Source organism: Mesorhizobium sp. PAMC28654, from assembly GCF_020616515.1.
Lineage (GTDB): Bacteria > Pseudomonadota > Alphaproteobacteria > Rhizobiales > Rhizobiaceae > Mesorhizobium.
This window is the reverse complement of sequence record NZ_CP085135.1, coordinates 6,576,140-6,597,059: the sequence shown is the minus strand read 5'-3', so window position 1 is coordinate 6,597,059 and position 20,920 is coordinate 6,576,140. Positions and strand designations below refer to the sequence as shown.

The 20,920-nt window shown below is 63.5% G+C and carries 18 protein-coding genes; 11 read left to right on the top strand and 7 right to left on the bottom strand.

Features of this window, described 5'->3' with window-relative positions; genetic code table 11:
- Nucleotides 1–36 precede the first annotated feature (36 nt).
- The 5 genes from LGH82_RS32625 to LGH82_RS32605 all read left to right on the top strand — a co-directional run bounded on the left by LGH82_RS32625 (nucleotide 37) and on the right by LGH82_RS32605 (nucleotide 8,471).
- Nucleotides 37–2,709 (top strand): ATP-dependent helicase, encoded by a 2,673-nt coding sequence (locus tag LGH82_RS32625; protein WP_227346634.1) that lies wholly within the window; start codon nucleotides 37–39, stop codon nucleotides 2,707–2,709.
- 138 nt (nucleotides 2,710–2,847) lie between these two features.
- Nucleotides 2,848–3,948, top strand: a complete 1,101-nt coding sequence (locus LGH82_RS32620; protein WP_227346633.1) for a sensor histidine kinase — start codon at nucleotides 2,848–2,850, stop codon at nucleotides 3,946–3,948.
- A gap of 4 nt (nucleotides 3,949–3,952) precedes the next feature.
- Nucleotides 3,953–4,564 (top strand): response regulator transcription factor, encoded by a 612-nt coding sequence (locus LGH82_RS32615; RefSeq protein WP_227346632.1) that lies wholly within the window; start codon nucleotides 3,953–3,955, stop codon nucleotides 4,562–4,564.
- 809 nt (nucleotides 4,565–5,373) lie between these two features.
- Nucleotides 5,374–7,128 carry an ABC transporter permease gene (locus LGH82_RS32610; RefSeq protein WP_227346631.1) on the top strand — a complete coding sequence of 585 codons (1,755 nt, stop codon included), beginning with the start codon at nucleotides 5,374–5,376 and terminating at the stop codon, nucleotides 7,126–7,128.
- A gap of 23 nt (nucleotides 7,129–7,151) precedes the next feature.
- Complete coding sequence (locus LGH82_RS32605) at nucleotides 7,152–8,471, top strand: AAA-associated domain-containing protein (RefSeq protein ID WP_227346630.1); 1,320 nt, start codon at nucleotides 7,152–7,154, stop codon at nucleotides 8,469–8,471.
- Nucleotides 8,472–8,532: 61 nt separating this feature from the next.
- Here LGH82_RS32605 and LGH82_RS32600 read toward each other — a convergent pair whose 3' ends face one another.
- Nucleotides 8,533–9,012, bottom strand: coding sequence for an Lrp/AsnC family transcriptional regulator (locus tag LGH82_RS32600; RefSeq protein ID WP_227346629.1), 480 nt, complete (start codon nucleotides 9,010–9,012; stop codon nucleotides 8,533–8,535).
- 101 nt (nucleotides 9,013–9,113) lie between these two features.
- Between LGH82_RS32600 and LGH82_RS32595 the strand changes: the two genes are divergently transcribed.
- A complete protein-coding gene (locus LGH82_RS32595; RefSeq protein WP_227346628.1) occupies nucleotides 9,114–10,316 on the top strand; it encodes a diaminopropionate ammonia-lyase in 1,203 nt (400 codons plus the stop codon).
- Between the two features lie 36 nt (nucleotides 10,317–10,352).
- On the opposite strand, the gene LGH82_RS32590 is transcribed toward LGH82_RS32595, so the two are convergent.
- Nucleotides 10,353–10,667, bottom strand: coding sequence for a hypothetical protein (locus LGH82_RS32590; RefSeq protein ID WP_227346627.1), 315 nt, complete (start codon nucleotides 10,665–10,667; stop codon nucleotides 10,353–10,355).
- Nucleotides 10,668–10,965: 298 nt separating this feature from the next.
- On the opposite strand from LGH82_RS32590, the gene LGH82_RS32585 reads away from it, so the two are divergent.
- Complete coding sequence (locus tag LGH82_RS32585) at nucleotides 10,966–12,456, top strand: esterase-like activity of phytase family protein (protein WP_227346626.1); 1,491 nt, start codon at nucleotides 10,966–10,968, stop codon at nucleotides 12,454–12,456.
- Between the two features lie 119 nt (nucleotides 12,457–12,575).
- Nucleotides 12,576–14,048 carry an MATE family efflux transporter gene (locus LGH82_RS32580; RefSeq protein WP_227346625.1) on the top strand — a complete coding sequence of 491 codons (1,473 nt, stop codon included), beginning with the start codon at nucleotides 12,576–12,578 and terminating at the stop codon, nucleotides 14,046–14,048.
- Between the two features lie 107 nt (nucleotides 14,049–14,155).
- Here the strand turns inward: LGH82_RS32580 and LGH82_RS32575 are convergent, their stop codons facing one another.
- A complete protein-coding gene (locus tag LGH82_RS32575) occupies nucleotides 14,156–14,569 on the bottom strand; it encodes an SH3 domain-containing protein (RefSeq protein ID WP_227346624.1) in 414 nt (137 codons plus the stop codon).
- A 330-nt stretch (nucleotides 14,570–14,899) separates the two neighbouring features.
- Complete coding sequence (locus LGH82_RS32570) at nucleotides 14,900–16,108, bottom strand: MFS transporter (protein WP_227346623.1); 1,209 nt, start codon at nucleotides 16,106–16,108, stop codon at nucleotides 14,900–14,902.
- A 153-nt stretch (nucleotides 16,109–16,261) separates the two neighbouring features.
- On the opposite strand from LGH82_RS32570, the gene LGH82_RS32565 reads away from it, so the two are divergent.
- A complete protein-coding gene (locus LGH82_RS32565; protein ID WP_227346622.1) occupies nucleotides 16,262–16,837 on the top strand; it encodes a TMEM175 family protein in 576 nt (191 codons plus the stop codon).
- 7 nt (nucleotides 16,838–16,844) lie between these two features.
- Here the strand turns inward: LGH82_RS32565 and LGH82_RS32560 are convergent, their stop codons facing one another.
- Nucleotides 16,845–17,132 carry a hypothetical protein gene (locus LGH82_RS32560; RefSeq protein ID WP_227349744.1) on the bottom strand — a complete coding sequence of 96 codons (288 nt, stop codon included), beginning with the start codon at nucleotides 17,130–17,132 and terminating at the stop codon, nucleotides 16,845–16,847.
- A gap of 131 nt (nucleotides 17,133–17,263) precedes the next feature.
- Here LGH82_RS32560 and LGH82_RS32555 point away from each other — a divergent pair, with 131 nt between their 5' ends.
- Together LGH82_RS32555 and LGH82_RS32550 are read left to right on the top strand one after the other, a co-directional pair.
- Complete coding sequence (locus tag LGH82_RS32555; protein WP_227346621.1) at nucleotides 17,264–18,136, top strand: SDR family NAD(P)-dependent oxidoreductase; 873 nt, start codon at nucleotides 17,264–17,266, stop codon at nucleotides 18,134–18,136.
- Between the two features lie 196 nt (nucleotides 18,137–18,332).
- Nucleotides 18,333–19,568, top strand: coding sequence for a hypothetical protein (locus LGH82_RS32550; protein WP_227346620.1), 1,236 nt, complete (start codon nucleotides 18,333–18,335; stop codon nucleotides 19,566–19,568).
- A gap of 130 nt (nucleotides 19,569–19,698) precedes the next feature.
- Here the strand turns inward: LGH82_RS32550 and LGH82_RS32545 are convergent, their stop codons facing one another.
- Both LGH82_RS32545 and LGH82_RS32540 read right to left on the bottom strand, forming a co-directional pair.
- A complete protein-coding gene (locus LGH82_RS32545) occupies nucleotides 19,699–19,989 on the bottom strand; it encodes a hypothetical protein (protein WP_227346619.1) in 291 nt (96 codons plus the stop codon).
- Nucleotides 19,990–20,226: 237 nt separating this feature from the next.
- Entirely contained in the window at nucleotides 20,227–20,868 is a 642-nt protein-coding gene (locus LGH82_RS32540) for a DapH/DapD/GlmU-related protein (protein WP_227346618.1), read from the bottom strand.
- Nucleotides 20,869–20,920: the final 52 nt, after the last annotated feature.

The following is a 20,920-nucleotide window of genomic DNA, read 5'->3' as shown; positions in this document are numbered from 1 at the left end:
TGGCCTTTCGCCGCCGAATCACTACATTCGGGGGCGATGTCCGGCTTTTCGGAAGACATGCCCTTTTTTGACGAACCGAATGCGCGCCCCTCGGCCCCTTCGGGCATAGCCGCGCGCGCCATGGCGGCCCGCGGCGGCCACAACAATACGCCCGACTATCTCAAGGGCCTGAACCCCGAGCAGCGGCTGGCGGTGGAAACCACCGAAGGCCCGGTTCTGGTGCTGGCCGGAGCCGGCACCGGCAAGACCCGCGTGCTGACCACCCGCATTGCCCACATCCTCGCCACAGGCAAGGCCTTCCCTTCGCAGATTCTCGCCGTCACCTTCACCAACAAGGCCGCGCGCGAGATGAAAAACCGCGTCGGCCTGCTGGTTGGCGAAGCAGTGGAAGGCATGCCGTGGCTCGGCACTTTCCACTCGATCGGTGTGAAACTGCTTCGCAGGCACGCAGAGCTTGCCGGCCTACGGTCGGATTTCACCATTCTCGACACCGATGACGTCGTGCGTCTGATCAAGCAGCTCATCCAGGCCGAAGGTCTCGACGACAAGCGCTGGCCGGCCAAGCAGTTCGCCCAGATGATCGACGGCTGGAAGAACAAGGGCCTCGGCCCCGCCGAAATCGCCGAGGGCGACGCGCGCGCCTTTGCCAACGGCAAGGGCCGCGAACTCTACAAGGCCTACCAGGACCGGCTGAAGACGCTGAACGCCTGCGACTTCGGCGATCTTTTGTGCCATCCGATCCGCATCTTCCGCGCCAATCCGGATGTGCTGAAGGAATATCACAAGCGCTTCAAATACATACTCGTCGACGAGTATCAGGACACCAACACCGCCCAGTACATGTGGCTGCGCCTCCTGGCGCAACGGCCAGAAGCAAGCCGCACATCAACCTCGACAAATCTGCGAACGGCCGAAGGCCGCAAGCCCGACCGGGCGTCGGCCGGCCAAGCCGCCCACGCGGAGGCCAGCGAGCAAAGCGAGCGCGCGGCCGCGAGCGATAACAAAGTCAACATCTGCTGCGTCGGTGACGACGACCAGTCGATCTATGGCTGGCGCGGCGCCGAGGTCGACAACATCCTGCGCTTCGACAAGGATTTCCCGGGCGCCACCATCATCCGGCTGGAGCGCAACTACCGCTCGACCGCGCACATACTGGGCGCGGCCTCACATCTGATCGCCCACAATGAAGGCCGCTTCGGCAAGACGCTGTTCACCGACCGCGACGAGCCGGAAGACGGCAAGGTGCATGTCCATGCCGGCTGGGATTCCGAGGAGGAAGCCCGCGCTGTCGGCGAGACAATCGAGAATTACCAGCGGCAGAAGCACAATCTCAACGACATGGCGATCCTGGTCCGCGCCTCCTTCCAGATGCGCGAATTCGAAGACCGTTTCGTCACGCTCGGCCTCAACTACCGCGTCATCGGCGGCCCACGCTTCTACGAGCGCCTGGAAATCCGCGACGCCATGGCCTTTTTCCGTGTCGTCGCCCAAGGCGCCGATGATCTCGCCTTCGAGCGTATCGTCAATGTGCCCAAGCGCGGGTTGGGCGAGGCCACGATCCGCCAGATCCACGATACGGCGCGGGCGCTCCGCATTCCCATGCTGGAGGCAGCGGCAAAACTCGCCGAGAGCGACGAGTTGAAGCCGAAACCGCGCGCTGCACTGCGCGAAGTCTCCGCCAATTTCGAGCGCTGGCAGAAGGCGCTGGAAAACACGCCGCACACCGAACTCGCCGAGACCATTCTAGAAGAGAGCGGCTACACCGACATGTGGAAGAACGACCGTTCGGTCGAAGCGCCGGGACGGCTGGAAAACCTGAAGGAGCTGATCCGCTCCATGGAGGAGTACGAGTCGCTGCGCTCCTTCCTCGAGCATGTCGCACTGGTCATGGACTCCGAGCAGAATGCCGAGCTCGACGCCGTCAACATCATGACGCTGCATTCGGCCAAGGGCCTCGAATTCGAGACCGTTTTTCTCCCCGGCTGGGAGGAAGGCCTGTTCCCGCATCAGCGTGCGCTGGATGAGGGCGGCCGCTCCGGGCTGGAGGAAGAGCGGCGGCTGGCCTATGTCGGCCTGACCCGCGCCAAGAAGAACCTGCATTTGTGGTTCGTCTCCAACCGCCGCATCCACGGCCTGTGGCAGTCGACCATCCCGTCGCGTTTCCTCGACGAACTGCCGGAAGCCCATGTCGAGGTGGCCGAAAGCGGCAATTCATATGGCGGCTACGGCAACTCCCATGGCGGTGGCTCCTTCGCGCCGGGACGCGGCGGCCAGGGTGCCGGCCAAGGGGCAGGACGGCAGAACCCCTACGGCGCCTCGCGCTTCGACAATGTCGGCACGGAGAAATCCGGCTCCTTCTCCAACACCTACGCGACGCCGGGCTGGCAGCGCGCTCAAGCGAACCGCACCGAAGCGACCGACCGCAACTGGGGCTCGCGCTCCGGGCACCAGGTCGAGCGTATCGGCTATGGCGAGACCGATTCAGGCTATGGCGCCGGGCGAACATCGGTCAAAGGCCGCACCATCGACGGCGAGCTGGTCGCCAAATCCGTCGCCGACAAGCCGTCCGCCTTCAGCGTCGGTGACCGCGTGTTCCACCAGAAATTCGGCAACGGCAACATATCAGCCATCGACGGCAACAAGCTGACCATCGACTTCGACAAGGCTGGCCAGAAACGTGTGCTGGACGGGTTTGTCGCGGCGGCGTGATCCGAGCGGTGACGGTACGGTCCGACCTCGAAACCAATTCTCGCAAGCAGCTCACGCCTTGCCCCGCCAAAACGCCGCGCGGTAATGTCCGGCTCCTTCACGTATGGCGGCGTGATCAGCAGAGAGGGTCGGCGATCCATGTCCCGAAGGTTACGCTTGCCCAGCATTGGCAACTCCACCCTGCTGACTGTCTCGCTTGTGCTGCTGGCGGCGGTGATCTTTCTTGCCGACACCGTCACCAATCTGGAGATCGCCGTCGCGGTCTTCTATGTCGCCATCGTGCTGATCTCGGTCCGCTACCTCGACCGAAGCCGGGTGGTGATGGTGGCGTCGGGTTGCATGGCGCTGACCGTGCTGAGCTTCTTCCTGACGCGGTCCGGGTCCCTGTCGGCGGGCGTGGTCAACTGCGCCATCAGCCTGGCGGCGATCGGTGTCACCGCCTATCTCGCGCTGCGGACCGCAGCGGCCGAGGCAACGGCGCGCGAAGCGCAAACACAGCTCGCCCATATCACCCGCGTGACGGTGCTGGGCGAATTGACGGCGTCCATCGCCCACGAACTCAACCAGCCGCTGGCCGCGATCGTCATCAACGGCAATGCCGCACTGCGCTGGCTGGCAGGCCAGCCCGCCAATCTCGACGAGGCCGGGAAAGCCGCCGAACGCATCGTCAGGGACGCCAACCGCGCCAGTGCTCTGATCGCGCGGCTCAGGGCGTTGACCAAACGCGCGGCCGCGAAATCCATCTGGCTGGATGTCAACCAGACGGTCAATGACACACTGACCCTCGTGCAAAGCGAAACCATCAGGAACCATGTTTCGCTGCGCACGGAGCTTGCGAGTGATCTGCCGCAAGTCGAGGTCGATCCCATCCAGATTCAGCAGGTCATCCTCAACCTGATCGTCAACGCGCTGGAGGCTGTGAGCGGTTCCGATGCGCGGGCCCGGGAAGTGGTTATCGTCACCGGCCTCGGCAAATCCAATGAAGTCATCGTCACCGTCAGCGACTCAGGCAGGGGATTGAACGGTGTCCAGTTGGATCAGATCTTCGATGCCTTCCACACAACCAAACCGGATGGCCTGGGCATGGGGCTGGCGATCAGCCGCTCCATCGTCGAGAGCCATGGCGGACGAATATGGGCGAGCCCTGGCGTGCCGCGCGGCGCGACATTCTCCTTCTCGTTACCCGCGGGCAAAAAGGGCAATGTGATGATATCAAGCCCGCGCAAACCAAACCGGTGATGAGATGACCGAGCCCAGACAGATCGTTTTCGTTGTCGACGATGACCCGGCAATCCGCGAGGCGCTCGACAGCCTTTTGCGATCGGTTGGCCTGGACGTGCGCTGCTTCGGCTCCGTCAAGGAATTCATCGGCGCTCCCAGACCGGACGTCCCATCCTGCCTGGTGCTGGATGTCCGCTTGCCGGGCAAGAGCGGCATGGATTTCCACAAGGAACTCGTCCAGTCCGACGCCGCCCTCCCCGTGATCATGATGACCGGCCATGGCGATATCCCGATGTCGGTGCAGGCTATGAAGACCGGCGCCGTCGATTTCCTGGCAAAGCCGTTCCGCGAGCAGGATCTGCTGGATGCCATCGAAACGGCGCTGGAGAAAGACCGCCTGATGCGCAAGCAGACGGCCGAGTTGACAATCCTGCGCGACCGCTTGGCGACGCTCAATGAGGGCGAACGCAATGTCGTGGCCCGGGTGGTGAAGGGGCTCTTGAACAAGCAGATCGCCGGCGAGCTCGGCGTGAGCGAAATAACGGTCAAGGTCCGGCGTGCCCAGGCGATGCGCAAGATGCAGGCAAGTTCACTCGCCGAACTGATCAGGGTGGCGGCCCAACTGGGACTTTAGGACGCCTCGCCGATTCCAGTTTTCAGGCCGATGCGACAGTAAGATTTGCCGGCGTAACATCCGGCGAATCCGGCGTATGCTTAGGCTCAGCGGGCATATACTTAAGATTCCGGCACCCGTATTGACACCGGCGGAATGACAGGCGTAAGGCGGCGAGGCTTCGGCTGATCGAAGCGTCAACACAGATCGAACAGGTTATGGACAGCTACTCTAGTCGCTGTCCGGATACGGCCCCAGGCACGGTCCGGACATTGGCCCCGTCAACAATTATCGTCTCCGGCACGTGGCGCCGGTCGAGCCTGGGCAGGGCATAACCGATCTGCCGGCTCGCCTCGCCGTCCGTGCAGGACCGCAAGAGGTGAGCTATGAACACCAACGTCATTCCCTTCCGCGCGCGCCCAGTCACGCGCTCCGCTTCGACTGCACGGCCGTCCGTTGGAACAACGCGTGGCCTGGCTGGCAAAGCCGGCTTCACCATGCCGCCGACCCGGCTCGTCTGCGTCTGGCGTCGCGGGTCGGTGAGCGGCCGGCTGGAATGCCGCTGGACGCAGGACCAGAGGCCTCTTTCCGAAGAGGGCGTCAGTCGTGGAATTGCATTCCATAGGCTCACGGCCTGACGGTTTCGGTGGCGCGGAACTTAGCCCCGCGCTGACCATTGAAGCCCTGCGCCGGCCGCGACCACCCCCAGGTCACGGTCGCCCGCACACCCGGCATCATTGCGGAACTCGTCTGCTGGCCTCGCGCCAGCAGCGGCTTCCGACATCACACCAACATACAGATAATCCATTGTCCGGATTTTGGGGCTCATCATGATCTTCCAGCCACACAACAGCTCCTCGCGCAGCGACGCCGCGGCACTCGCCCGCCGGCGCATCGCGCCGAATGTCTATGACCTCATCGCATTCGCGATCCTGGCCGCATTGATCGTGCTGCTGGCGCGTGGCGCGGCCGACATGCGCGCTCCCAGCGAGCTGCTCTCGACCTCGCCGGTGACGCTCGAGATCGCCAACCTGCCGGAATACGCGCTGCGCACCACGCTGCGCATGTTCGCCGCCATCATCGTCTCGCTCATCTTCACCTTCACGGTGGCGACGCTGGCGGCCAAGAGCCGTCGCGCCGAAATGGTCATCATCCCCGCGCTCGACATCCTCCAGTCGGTGCCGGTTCTGGGCTTTCTGACGTTCACGGTGACGTTCTTCCTGGGCCTGTTTCCCGGTAGCCAGCTCGGCGCCGAATGCGCGTCGATCTTCGCGATCTTCACCGCCCAGGCCTGGAACATGGCGTTCTCGTTCTACCAGTCGCTGCGCACCGTGCCGCACGACCTCGATGAAGTCAGCCGCGGCTTCGGCCTGTCGGCCTGGCAGCGGTTCTGGCGACTCGAGGCGCCGTTCGCGGCCCCCGGCCTGATCTGGAACACGATGATGTCGATGTCCGGCGGCTGGTTCTTCGTCGTCGCCTCCGAAGCCATCACCGTCGGCAACACCACGGTGCAACTGCCCGGCATCGGCTCGTGGCTGGCGCTGGCCATCGACAAGCAGGATTTCAAGGCCGTGGCCTGGGCCGTGCTGGCCATGGCCATCCTCATCCTGCTCTATGACCAGCTGCTGTTCCGCCCGGTCGTTGCCTGGGCCGACAAGTTCCGTTTCGAACAGACCGCCAGCCAGGAAAAGCCCCGCTCCTGGGTCTACGACATCCTGCGCCGCGCCCATCTGGTCAGGACCGTCACCCTTCCGTTTTCCTGGGTTTGGCGGCGCGCCATGCTGCTTCGTCTTGGCAAGCGTCAAACGCCCCGGCTTACGGTCACCAACGAGCGGATTTCACGCATAATAGACTATGTATGGCTCGCCCTGGTGATCGTCGTCGCGATCTGGGGCGCCGTCGAGGTTGTCTTCTACATCAGCGAAACGCTTGGCTGGAACGATGTCGTCGAGGCCTTCAGCGGCGGTCTCGTCACTCTGCTGCGGGTCATCATCCTGATCGCGGTCGCCAGCGTGATCTGGGTGCCTATCGGCGTGTGGATCGGCTTGCGGCCGGCGGTCGCCGAGCGCGTCCAGCCGCTGGCGCAGTTCCTCGCCGCGTTCCCGGCCAACGTGCTGTTTCCTTTCGCCGTCATCGCGATCGTCGCCACCGGCGCCAATCCCACCATCTGGCTGTCGCCACTGATGGTGCTGGGCACGCAGTGGTACATCCTGTTCAACGTGATCGCAGGGGCCAGCGCCTTTCCATCGGACCTCAAGGAGGCCGCCGCCGTCTTCAAGATACGGTCCTGGTCGTGGTGGAAGAACGTCATGCTGCCGGGGATTTTTCCCTACTACATCACCGGCGCGCTGACCGCCTCGGGCGGCTCGTGGAATGCCTCGATCGTTGCCGAGGTGGCAAGCTGGGGCAACACCAAGCTGGAGGCCTTTGGCCTCGGCTCATACATCGCCAAGGCGACGGATGCCGGGGATTTCCCACGCGTCGTCCTCGGCATCGCCGTCATGTCACTGATGGTGACGCTCTTCAACCGCGTCCTCTGGCGCCCCCTCTATGTCTTCGCCGAACGCCGCATGCGGCTCGACTGACCCGATATTTCAGGAGACTGATCATGAACGAAGCCATCATCACCAAGAAGCCTTCGCTCGTCGAAGTGCGCGGCGTCTGCCAGACCTACGACAAGGGAAGCGCGGGCAAACTGATCGTCCTCGACAATGTCGGGCTTTCGCTGGAATGCGGCGAGATCGTCGGCCTGCTCGGCCGCTCGGGGTCGGGCAAGTCCACTCTGCTGCGCTCCATTGCCGGCCTCATCCGCCCGAGCCAGGGCTCGGTCACCTTCGAGGGCAAGGCCGTCACCGGCACGCCGGACGGTATTGCCATGGTGTTCCAGAGCTTTGCGCTGTTTCCCTGGCTGACGGTGCTGGAGAATGTCGAGCTGGGGCTCGAGGCGCAGGGTGTCTCCCCTGCCGAGCGCCGCAAGCGCGCCCTTTCGGCCATCGATCTTATCGGCCTCGACGGCTTCGAAAGCGCCTATCCGAAGGAACTTTCGGGCGGCATGCGCCAGCGTGTCGGGCTCGCCCGCGCCCTGGTGGTGCATCCAAAAGTGCTGCTGATGGACGAGCCCTTCTCGGCGCTCGACGTGCTGACCGCCGAAACGCTGCGCACCGATCTGCTCGACCTCTGGTCGGAAGGCCGCATGCCGATCGAGGCGATCCTGATGGTGACGCACAACATCGAGGAAGCGGTGCTGATGTGCGATCGCGTGCTGATCTTCTCGTCCAATCCCGGCCGCGTCGTCGCTGAGCTGCGCATCGAGCTGCCGCAGCCGCGCAACCGGCTGGACCCCGCCTTCCGGGCGCTGGTCGAGGACATCTATTCGCGCATGACGGCTCGGAAGGGGCCGGGCGGCCCTGTCCGCGACGGTGTATTCCCCGGTACCGGCATCGCCATGATCCTGCCGCGCGTCTCGACCAACCTGCTCGCCGGTCTGATGGAGGCTATCGCCGCGCCGCCCTATAACGGGCACGCCGACCTGCCGCCGCTTGCCGCCAGCCTGCAGCTGGAGATCGACGATCTGTTCCCGATCGCCGAAACGCTGCAGCTGCTGCGCTTCGCGGAACTGGCGGAAGGCGACATCCAGTTGACCGCGGCGGGCAAGCGCTTCGCCGAAAGCGAGGTCGACGCGCGCAAACAGCTGTTCGCGCAGCAGCTGGCGACCTACGTGCCGCTCGCCGGCCATATCCGCCGCGTGCTTGACGAGCGCGCCGGCCACAAGGCTCCCGCACGCCGCTTCCGCGACGAGCTGGAGGACCACATGTCCGAGGGATACGCAGACCAGACGGTGCGCGCGGTGATCAGCTGGGCCCGCTACGCCGAATACTTCGCCTATGACGAGGAGAGCGACCTCTTCACGCTCGAGAACCCGACATAAGGCCACAGCGCGACGCCGAATCTGATCCGCCGACGCGTTACCGCGGCGGCGGATCAGCCCCCTACCCGACCACCGTTCGCATGCCGGTCTTGACCCGGTCCATGACGACGAAGGTGCGAAAACTCTCGACATTGCCGCCTTCGAAGAAAATCTCCCGGGTCAGCGCGGTGTATTCCTCCATGTCGCGGACATTGAAGACCAGCATGAAGTCCACCTGCCCGGTCACGTAGTAGCACTGCTGGACCTGCGGGCAGGCCCGGAAGCGCTCGCGCATGGCATCGAGAAGCTCCAGCCGTTCGCTCTCCGAGGTCACTTCCACGATCAGCGTCAACGGCCGCCCGACGAGATCCTGATCGACGACACTGACGTCCTTCTCGATCACGCCCGTCTCGCGCAGGCGCTGCAGTCGCCTGGCGACCGCCGGCACCGACAACCCGACCTTGTTGGCGATCAGCCGTAGCGGACTGAGGTTGTCATCCTGGACAGCGTCGAGAATCTTGCGGTCGAAGTCATCGAGCGAAACAGAGACGGTTTTGCGCATTGAGCCTGTCTTTCGAGAAATATTTGCGAGAAAGCCTCGCAATCAGAGAGCCTTTCCCGGTGCAACTAGACTAGTTTTCTCGCGAAATCGGGACAAAGACCATGACATTCTTGAACAACCAGCCAATCGGGCAGCGGCCGCCCCTCGCCGACGGAGACCGCGCCGTGCTGGGCAAGACCGCTCCGCGGCAGGTGCGACCTTATTTGTCCCTCTGGCCGGAGTTCCAGGTCACGCCAACCTTTCGCATGCCGAACCTTGCGGGCAAGCTCGGCATCGGCTCGCTGTTCATCAAGGATGAAGGAACGCGGCTCGGCCTCGGCAGCTTCAAAGCCCTGGGTGGCGCCTATGCCGTGATGCGGCTGGTCCACAGGCACATCGAGCAGCACCTTGGCCGGAGCGTCGCGGTGGCGGAATTGCTGACGCCGCGTGCCCGGGCGATTGCCGCCGAACTGACGGTCGGTTGCGCCACCGACGGCAATCATGGGCGATCCGTCGCCGCCGGTGCCCAGTTGATGGGCTGCCGTTCCATCATCTTCGTCCACGCCGGCGTCAGCGCCGCGCGCACCGACGCCATCAGCTCCTACGCCGACGAGGTCGTGCGCGTCGCCGGCACCTATGACGATTCCGTCGACGAGGCGCTGCGGGTCTGCAACGAGCGCGGATGGCTGGTCGTTTCCGACACTTCCTGGCCGGGTTATGAGGAAACGCCGGGCCTTGTCGCCCAGGGCTATACGATCCTCGCCGAGGAAGCGTTGCAGCAGATCGCCGGCTATGGCGAGGACAGCCCTACGCATGTTTTCCTGCAGGCCGGCGTCGGCGGCTTCGCGGGTGCCATTGCTTGTTTCATGGCCGAGAGGCTGGGCCCGGCGCGGCCGAAATTCGTCATCGTCGAACCAGACAGGGCGGCCTGCCTGCTTGAAAGCTTCCGGCGCGGCGAGATCCTGCGGCTTGCCCAGAGCGAACCGACAATCATGGCTGGGCTTGAATGCTATCAGCCTTCACTGGTCGCCTGGCGCATCCTGCAGAACTGTGCGGACCAATTCCAAAGCGTTCCCGATGAAGCCGCGATGGAGGCGATGCGCATCCTGGCACGGCCGCGTGGGCATGACCCGGTTGTGATTGCTGGAGAAAGCGGCGCGGCCGGCCTCGCCGGCCTGCTCGCGGCTACCCGCGATGCGGCCCAACGCGAGGCGCTTGGCCTTGGGCCGCAAAGCCGCGTGCTCCTCGTCAACACAGAGACCGCGACCGACCCTGCCTCCTACGAAGCGATTGTCGGCGCCGAGGCTCACGCGGCCGCCCAATGATCCGGATCCCGGTGCGCCCGAGGCTTTCGAAGCCGCTCAGTCCACCTTCTTCTCGCCCGCCTCGCCGCGCTTGACGATGTCGCCGGTGGTGAACAGGATTTCCTTCAATTCCGCCCGCCAGTCCTTCTTCTGACGCAGCAGGAATTCGAGGTCCATGCCGAAGTGCTTGAACTCCTCGGCCTGCGCGTTCTTCATGATGGCGCGCGCCTGAGCGTCCTTTTCCACCGACATGCGCTGCTCATACCAGCTGATCGCCTCGGCCTCTTCGATCATCGAGGTGATCATGCGGGCAAAGGTCCGCACCTTCTGCGACAATTCCTCCGGCGGCTCGTGGTACTGATCGAAACCCATATTGTCTCTCCCTCTCGCGACGATGACCACCGTTTCCGTCCCGAACGGCATCGGGTCACGCTCCAACGAGCCAAAGTGTCTATGGTTCCGGCGCCTGGCGATCAGCGCCTTCGTCAGGCTTCGGGGTCCCCTTCGATCGGGGCGGAGCCTGTCACGCAGCTATCATGTTCGCGCCCTAGATCGTTTTGCGGAAGGGCATTGGCGCCCCTCCGAGGCGGGAGCCCCCACCCGCTCTTCGAGGCAACACTTTCAATCTCGCCGAGCCATCGGCACGTTTGTCATCAAAGGGATATTGTCCATGAAACACCTGCGTTCATTTTCGCTGCGATTGCTCGCCGCCACGCTGGCCACGTCAGCGATGTCGCTGCCCGCCATAGCGGCCGACACCACCGTCACCATCGGCAACAGCAGTTTCGTCAACAAGGGACTGGTCGGCGTGGGTCGCATTCCGGCCAGCCAGCGCGACAAGTTCGGCGAGACCTTCGGTTCCGGCTCCGGCATGGCAGTGGACACCGCCGGCTGGACGCGCGACGCGGGCGCCTACAAGGGCTCGCTCTGGCTGCTGCCGGATCGCGGCTACAATGTCGCCGGCACCACCGACTATCGCCCGCGCCTCAACACGATCGCCATCGAATTCGCTCCGGTAGCGCCGGGCGCAGCACCCGCCGCCGGCAAGGAACAGTCGGGCGTCGCCGCCAAGCTCACCGACACCATGCTGCTTACCGATGACAAGGGCACTGACGCCACCGGTCTCGATCCGCTCAACGGCGTGCGCGCGGCTACCGGCGACATGCCGATGCTGCCGCAGGCCGACAATGGCAAGCTCTCGCTCGACAACGAAGCGATCGTGCGGCTGCCTGACGGCTCGATGTTCATCTCGGACGAATACGGCCCCAACATCTACCGCTTCTCCGCCGACGGCCATCTTCTGTCCGCGACCCAACCGCCGGCGGCGCTGGTGCCGATGCGCAAGGGCGTGCCGAACTTTGCCTCGAACAATCCCGGCCCGGGTGCTGATGAGCCCGATCCGAAGGATCCCGACACCGGCCGCCAGAACAACCAGGGCCTCGAAGGCATGGCGATGACGCCGGACGGCAAGTTCCTGATCGCGGTGCTGCAGTCGGCCACCAGGCAGGATGGCGGCGATTCGCCGGCAACGCGCCAGAACACGCGCGCGCTGGTCTATGACGCTTCCGACCTGGCCCATCTGAAGCTGGCGCATGAATATGTCGTGCCGCTGCCGGTATTCACCGACGCCAAGGGCAAGACCAAGGTCGCCGCGCAGAGCGAGATCGTGGCGCTGTCGGACCAGACCTTCCTGATGATCGCGCGCGACAGCGGCAATGGCCAGGGCCTGAAGGGCGACACCTCGCTCTATCGCCAGATCAACATTGTCGACCTATCCGGGGCCACCGACATTGCCGGCACCGATTTCGACAAGGACAAGCCGGTCGCACCCAAGGGCGTCGTCGACGCGTCGGTGACATCAGCCAAGCTGACGCCGTTCATCGACGTCAACGACAATGCCGAGCTTGGCCGCTTCGGCCTGCACAATGGCGTGCCGAGCGACCGCAACAACCTTTCGGAGAAGTGGGAGGCGATGTCGCTCGCCAGCGTCCTCGACCCGAAACTGCCAGATGACTATTTCCTGTTCGTCGCCAATGACAACGACTTCCTGGCGCAGGACGGCTTCCAGGTCGGCGCGCCCTACAAGGCAGAGGACGGGGCCGATGTCGACACCATGTTCCTGGTCTATCAGGTCACGCTTCCCGGCCTGAACAAGAAGTAATCGATCTGGCACGATCGAATAGCCCGCCTTTCGGCCACGGTTCTATTCCACAAGGGTGCATCTACATCCGGCCTGCGATATCATCGCGGGCCGGATTCACATTTGCCGAGATGCCCGCCATGGACGACAAGATGCCCACGCGTCGGCGCACCGCCGACCTGACCAGCGGCCCGATCCCCCGCACGCTGCTGATGTTCGCCCTGCCGGTGCTCGGCTCCAACGTGCTGCAATCGCTCAACGGTTCGATCAATGCCGTCTGGGTCGGACGCTTCCTTGGCGAATCGGCGCTGACCGCCACCTCCAACGCCAATCTGGTGCTGTTCCTCATCCTTGGCACCGTGTTCGGCATCGGCATGGCGGCGACCATCCTGGTCGCGCAGTCGGTGGGCGCCCGCGACCTGCCCGAGGCTCGCCGCATCGTCGGCACCAGCGCCACCTTCTTCTTCCTCGTCTCGGTGGTGTTCGCGGTCTGCGGCTGGATCTGGGTTGACGCCATCCTGAAGACGCTTGGCACGCCGCCCGATGCCTTGCCGCTGGCCCGCTCCTATCTGCGCATCATCTTTGTCGCCGTGCCGATGATGAATCTCCTGTCCTTCGTCATGACGGTGTTGCGCGGCGCCGGCGACTCGCGAACGCCCTTTTTCTTCATGGCGCTCGCCGTCGTCCTCGACATCGTGCTCAATCCCCTGCTCATCCGTGGCATCGGCCCGTTCCCCGAACTCGGCATCGCCGGATCGGCGACCTCGACGCTGATCGGCCAGACGGTGAGCGTGATCGCAATCCTGATCGTGCTCTATGCGCGAAAACACCCGCTGCGGCTGGCCGGCGCCAACCTGGCCCTGCTGAAGCCGGATCCGACCTTGCTGCGCATCGTCGTCTTCAAGGGCGTGCCGATGGGCCTGCAGATGATCGTCATCTCGGCTGCCGCGCTGACCGTGATGGGCATCGTCAATTCCTACGGCTCTCAGGTCGCCGCCGCCTACGGTATCGCCGCTCAGCTCTGGACCTATATCCAGATGCCGGCGCTGGCCATCGGCGCCGCCGTCTCCTCGATGGCGGCGCAGAATGTCGGCGCCGGACGCTGGGACCGCATCGGCCGCATCGCTGCCTCCGGCGTCGGCTTCAACCTGGTCCTGACCGGCGCGCTGGTGGCTCTGCTCTGGTTCTTCGACCGTTCGGTGCTCAGCCTGTTCCTGAAAAGCGACAGCGCCGCGATCGACATCGCCGCCCACATCAACAATGTCGCGTCCTGGTCGTTCATCCTGTTCGGCATCACCATCGTGCTGTTCGCCACCGTGCGCGCCACGGGTGCGGTCATGCCGCCGCTGATCATCCTGGTGATCTCGGTGCTCGTCGTGCGCACCGGCTTTGCCTATTTCATGCGCGGCTATATCGGCGAGGAAGCGCTGTGGTGGAGCTTTCCGGCCGGTTCGATCAGCTCGCTCATACTGGCCGCCGCCTACTACCGCTTCGGCCGCTGGCGCACCATGCACATGATCGAGGACAGGCCGGCCGCTGGCGAGCCACCGGACACCGGCCTCGGCGTGCCGCGCGGACGAGCGAATATGGCGCCGGAGACGCCGAACGGCTGAAACCCGACTTGCCTTATATCGGTTATGAAATGGAATGGGGCTGCAAGTGATTGCGGCCCCTTTCCTTCATGCGATCCAGCACGGCGCCGAAACCGGCGCACGCAAGGCTACTTGCACGAAAAGCCTGGCGCGATCTTGCATTTGCCGGGACGCGGCTTGTGCGGCGGGCGATGATGCGGAGGCCGATGGTGCGGCGGACGATGCTGCCAATGCGGCGGCCGATGATGCGGTGGGCGCACGATGATGACCGGCGGATGCACGACATGGGCACGTTGCAGATAGCCAGCACTGACCCAGCCGCGCACGCCACCATGATGAATGTTGCACCAGCCCGGCTGGCAGCCAAGCACATTGACACGGGCGCCGGCTGGCAAGGTCGCGACCTTATGGTAGCCAGCTCCCGGCCCCGAGCGCACATTGAGGTTTGTCGTGGTGTGGGCGCCGTAGGCGAACGCGGCGGCAGACGTTCCGAAAATGGCGGCCAGGATGGTCGCGATACAAAGCAGCAGACGAAATCTCATCAGTCCCTCCATTCCGTCAGCCGGCAAAATGCCGGCTGTTTCAGCGCTTCCGTTCCGGCGGAAAGACCGGATGTCGACGCGGCAGACCTTGGGTTCCCGCGGACGATAGGGCGCGCCTCAGGCTGCATTTGCGAGAGGATGAGGTACGCGCAAGGAAAGTCAAGAAGTGAACGGGGACACCATCCGTTGCAGAAGCTTTCCACTTGGGTTTCCCGTCTTATAGTTGAGGAATTTCTTGGGACAGGGTTTGTCCGCCGGGTGCTTCATTCGCGCTCCACCCCGCCGGCGAATGCGTCAAGCAGCGAACGACGATAGGACCCCGTCGGCAACTCACCGCGCATATTTTGCGCCGAATCCCAGAGCCACCAGGGAAAAGATCGTGATCATGCCGGCAAAGGCCAGGCTTGCCGTCGTCGCGGTGGTCCAGCTCGACAGAATGCCGATACCGATCACCGGCAGCGCGTTACCGCAAAAGCAGCAGATGAAAAAGGCCGATACCACCTCGGCGCGCCTGTCGGCAGGCGCGATCTGGTTGACCACCTGCAGGCCGCCGCGATAGCCGAGCGCCGCGGCAATACCGCAACAGGCGGTTGCCGCGATCATGATGACCATCGAGCCGAAGAATTGTGCCGCCACCACCAGTGCGACCGTCGGGACCATCAGGAACAGCGCTGTAAACATGGTGACACGGCTGGAAAGGCGCGTCGTTGCCACAATGGTCACGGCGGCCACGATTGCCAGTTCGAAGAACAACGCACCGGCGACCGCATGGTTGGTCACATGGAGCTGCTGCGCCAGGATACTCGGCGCAATCGCCGCGTAGAATCCGACCAGTGCCATGGCGCCGAAGCCGGTCACCGCCGGCGCCACGAAGCGGGCGCGAACGTTGCCGGGCACGGAAAGCTTGGGCTGCACCGAAATGTCGGCTAGTTTCCCAGGCCGAGAAACAGTCTCGCGCGTGCGCCAGATCAATATCGTGACAAGGGCAAGCACAGCCAGATTGACGACGAAAGTGAGCCTGAGCGGCCATGGCGCGTATTCGGCCAGCAAACCCGCGCCCAACGCGCCAAGTCCGAGACCCAGGAAATTGGTGCTGGTGGCAATCGTGGCGGCGCGCGACTTGTCTCGCGTCTCGATGAGTTCGGTCAGCCATGCCGTGCCGGTTCCCGCGCCGACGCCGATCGCCAGTCCACTGAGAATCCGGGCCATGTCGAGAGTTGCGACATTTTCGGCGACCAGGAAAAGCAGCGCGCTGACGACTGCCACAGCCATTGCCGCCAGCGCGGCGGGCCGGCGGCCGACTACGTCCGACACGCCACCGAACATCAAAAGCGCCGCCAGGTTGCCGATTACGTAGACTGCGTAGATCAGGGTCAGCGTGATCTGCGAGAAGCCGAACGCTTGCTTGTACATGATATAGAGCGGCGTCAGCGCTGTGCTGCCGGCGAACAGCACGGCGATCATTGCGGCGACGACCGCCCTTGCCGCCGCGCCGCCAAGCTCGCTGTCGTGTGTCCGGACCATGCTGTGCGCGGTCATCTTGATCTCTTGATTGTCGGGGGATCGCAGCTTCAACGCCTTGTTGAAGGACACGTTCCCCTGCCGGAGATCACTCCTGACAAGTTTGCGTTCGCCCATGGCGCTGCGTGAAATCCTCTTTTAACTTCAACCCCATTGGCAAGGGGAGAATCCATGGGTAAGGGACGGGTCGAGGCTTTCACCGACGGCGTCGTCGCCATCATCATCACCATCATGGTGCTGGACCTGAAAGTGCCCGAGGGCGAGGACTTCTCGGCTCTAATTCCACAGTGGCCGATCTTCCTGTGCTACGTGCTCTCCTTCATCAATGTCGGCATCTACTGGAACAATCTGCACAACATGTTCCACACCGTGCAGCGCGTCGACGGCAGCGTGCTGTGGGCGAACCTGCATCTTCTGTTCTGGCTGTCGCTGATGCCGGTGACCACCGCCTTCATGGGCGAGAACCATTTCGCCAGGGTTCCGGTCGCGGTCTACGGTCTCGACCTCGCCCTGTGCGCCGCCGCCTATGCCATTCTCGTCACCGCGCTGCACCGGCTGCATAGCGCCGACAGTGCTTTCGCCAGGGCGGTGGGGCACGACTTCAAGGGCAGGGCTTCTTTGGCCGCCTATATCGCCGCCATCCCGCTGGCTTTTGTCAGCCAGTGGATCGGCGTCGCGATCTTTGTTCTGGTCGCCCTGGTCTGGCTTGTGCCGGACAGGCGTTTCGCGCGGGTGATCGAAAAGTAGGTTTGTCCTACTTTGGTTTTCGCATCGCCTTCAGCTTTTCCGCCACCGCGGCGGCAAGGTCCGCATAGCGCTCCTCCAGCCGCTCGGCCGCCTTGATGATCGAGAAATCATGGCCGAATTTCTCCAGCGCCATGCGCAATTTCTCGACGAACTCCGCCTGTTTTTCGAGCGCCGAAAACAGCGTTCTCACCTGCGCCTCACTGATATCGGGATTGGCAAGCATCTGCGGCACTTCGCGGCCCATCTGGTCGCCGGTGGCCGTCTGCTCTTTCAGGATTTCGACCCAGTCCGTCAATCCGCGGTACTCCTCTTGGAAGCGCAGCATGTACAGTGCCGGCTGGCGCGGTCAACCCGAACCGACCAATGCGGCCTTGCACGGCGCTCTTGGCGCGCTAAGTTCGCAACCTCCAGCAGGAATATCCCCTCATGACCGATGACGCCGACATTCAGACCGCCCTGCCAGCACTTGCCCGCGGCAATACAGCCGTCATCACCGGCGGCGCCAGCGGCATTGGCCTTGCCGCCGCCAAGCGGCTGGCATTCATGGGCATGAAGATCGTGCTCGCCGACATTGGTGGCGACCGCCTCGACGAGGCCTCCCGCGCCATCGCAGCGATCGCCGGCGACGATGCCATGCTTGCCGTCGCAACCGACGTCTCCAGGGCCGACGAGGTCGACCGCCTGGCGGACCGTGCATTCGGCGCCTTCGGCGGCGTGTCGTTGCTGATGAACAATGCCGGCGTCGGCAACAATCCCGGCAAGCCATGGGAAAACCGCGATGCCTGGAAGCATCTGCTGGACATCAACTTCTGGGGTGTCATCCATGGTGTCGAGGCCTTCACGTCGCGCATGCTGGCTGCCGGTGGCCCAGGGCTGATCATCAACACCGGCTCCAAGCAAGGCATCACCACGCCGCCCGGCAACCTCGCCTATAATGTATCGAAGGCCGGCGTGAAAACCTTCACCGAAGGCCTGGCGCATGCGCTGCGCAACGAACCCGGTGCGAAACTGGCCGCGCATCTGCTCATTCCCGGCTTCACCTATACGGGTCTTACCGAAGGCGCGACGGAAAAGCCGGCGGGCGCCTGGACGGGCGAGCCGGTCGTGGATTTCATGCTGGGCGCGCTGGCTCGCGGCGACTTCTACATCCTGTGCCCGGACAATGAAGCGGCCCGGCCCATGGACGAGAAACGTATGGCCTGGGCTATCGGCGACGTCATCGAAAACCGCCCTGCTCTGTCGCGTTGGCATCCCGACCACAAGGAGGCTTTCGCGGCGTTCATGGGGCGTGGATCATGACGGTCCGCGCGAGTAGCTGCAATTGAATACACGCGGCAGGTGCATTGAGCGGAAAACTCACCTTATCGGTTTACTGCCATATTGATGATGCAGGCAGAAAAGCCTGTTCCTTCCGCTTCACAGCGGTTTACCTCCGCCCCTCCCGCCGCGCCACCCCCGCATGGCGGGAGGGGTTTAAGTCCGGAGAGCGCGGAGCATGGTTTCCCGAAAGCGCCGGTCGGCTGCGCTACAGACGATCGCTCCGCTTTCCCGCCGACTGCTTCACGCCACCGCCCTTGGCTTTCTGATCTCCTGCGCCGCCACCACGGTTAGGGCTGATCCGGCCGCCGACCCAAATACGGATCCCGAAATCGCCGGGAGTCTGGAGCGGCACTGGACCAGCAACGCGCTGGACAGCGACCGTCCCGTCCCCGACTGGTACACGCTGCTGCGCGGGTCCCTGGACAAGCAATGGGGCGGCAACGATTCAAACGAAAAGGTCCACGCCGACTTCCAGGTATCGCGATACGACAATACTTCGATCGAGGACGACCGGGAGCTTGGGCTCTCGGCCGAAGCTTTCCGCAAGCTTGCCCCGGGCATCGAGTTGCGGGGGTCGCTAAGTTATCGTGTCTCGGATACGGGGGATCATCTCGATATCGGATCGCTGGTGCTGGGAACACGCGAGTTCAAGCAGGTTTTCGGCGCCCAGACGCAACTCGGCATTGACCTCGGCCATGCCACCTCGCTCATCCTCGAAGCCGCCGACAGTCTGGAAAAATTCGGCAACACGCAGTTCCAGGATGATCTCATTGCGCCGACAAAGCTTCATGCCGACCGCAACAATTTTCAGGTCGCCGCCAGGATCACCCGCACCCTGGGCAGCCTCGCCTTCGGCGGCTCGGCCTCGGCCCTGCTGGTCGCGGTCGAGCAGATCGGAACACCGCCACTGTTCCTGCCCTTCAACGTCTACACGCTGCGCGCTGAAGCAGCCTACAAGGCCGCCGACGGATCGACGCTGGGTCTTGCTTTCGGGGCGCAGTTCCTGCGTGGCGCCGATGACATCTACGAGCGCCTGCGCCCGACATGGCAGGTGACCCTTGCCAAGCCGCTGCCGCGCGGATTTGAGCTGCGGGGCACCTATTTCGGCCGCTACGAGACGTCGAACAGCGACGATCCTCTGGCCTCGTGGCTGCAGCGCGCGGAACTGGAAGTCGCCGTCAAGCTGCGCGAGAAACTTGGCGTGGGTTCGGGCATCTTCTACGAGGTCAAGGACAATCTGCTCTACGAGAACCAGGAGCGCAGGGACGGCGTCTACGCCGAGGCGACCTATGATGCCACCAAGTCGATGGCCATCGTCTTCCGGGTCGATGTTTCCCGGACAATCAAGACCGTGATCGACGAAAACGACCACACCGTTGACGCCTTCGTCGCCGTGCGCGCCAAGATCTGACTTCTGAAATCCTGCTCAGTCGGGATAGAGCACCCCGCTCCATCAGTATGGACTGTCAGGGTCGAGGCAGGAGGGGCTTGCACACCCTCCTGCCCTGACACGCGGGTGGCGATCACCCGTGAGTTTCTGCTCAGTGCTTGCCCAGCTTGTAGGTATTGCCGCCAAGGACATTGGCGCCGACACCGCCGAGGATGCCGCTGAGCACGTTGGTCTTGTTGCCGTCCAGGATGCCTGAAACGACATTGCCGTTCAGGATGTTGTTGCCACTTAGGACGCCGTTCAGCGCGGTGATCTTGCCGAGGTCGATAGACGGCGACACGTTGATCAGGCTGCCCGAACTGCCGCCCCAGCCGCCGGCATAGGCGCCCACGGTCGAGAAAGAAACAACTGCAGCGGTAATTACAAATGCGAGCTTCTTCATGACTACTCTCCTTTGTTGCTGATGATGTTTCCTTCGGCTTTCTGCGATGTACCTCCAACCTCATTAGTGCATTTCGGAAAAAGTCTTGCAACTATAGAGTAGTCAGTTGGCGATATACACACCGTTTTCCAATTTTTAACCCTAATCTTTTACGTTAAGAAAATTGGTTACCAGCGGCGTGCTTTCGCGGGGCCTGCCCACGCGAAGCCGACCTGCTCAAGGTCATCCTGCTGGACTTCAGGAGGCGCTATTTTCCCAGCGATCGAGGAAGGTCTCGATCGGCATGGACTGCATGTCCGGGACTGCCCTGGCGAGCTTTTCGGCCGCCCATTCCCACCAGGCGAGGCGTTCAATCCGCTCGGCGATATCATCGGCAAAACGTTGCCGCAGCGGCCTGGCCGGCACGCCGGCGACGATGGCATAGGGCGGCACGTCCTGCGTCACCACCGCATTGGCGCCCACCACCGCGCCATTGCCGATGGCCACGCCCGGCATGATCACCGCGCCGTGGCCGATCCAGACATCATGGCCGATGCTGACCGCCCTCGACTGCCGCCGTTCCCGGAACGCGGCATCGACGCCCAGCCAGCGAAAATACTCGTTCGGCCGGTAGCTGACCTTGTGCTGGGTGATCCGCTCGATCGGGTGCTCCAGCGCATTGATGCGGCTGTTGGACGCGATCGAACAGAATTTGCCGATGGTCGTATAGATCGCCTCGGAATGCCGCTCGAAATAGGTGAAGTCGCCGACCGTCACCTCGCGCAGCACGACGCGCTCGCCGATCGAGGCATAGCGTCCGAGCTTGCACGCCTTCAACTCCGCGGTCGGATGGATGCGCGGCTCGGAATCCTTCAGGAGGAGATTTTCGGAACGGTCCATGCGGGCGCTTTACCTCCGCACGATTGGTCTCGCAAGCCGAGACCAATCGCTT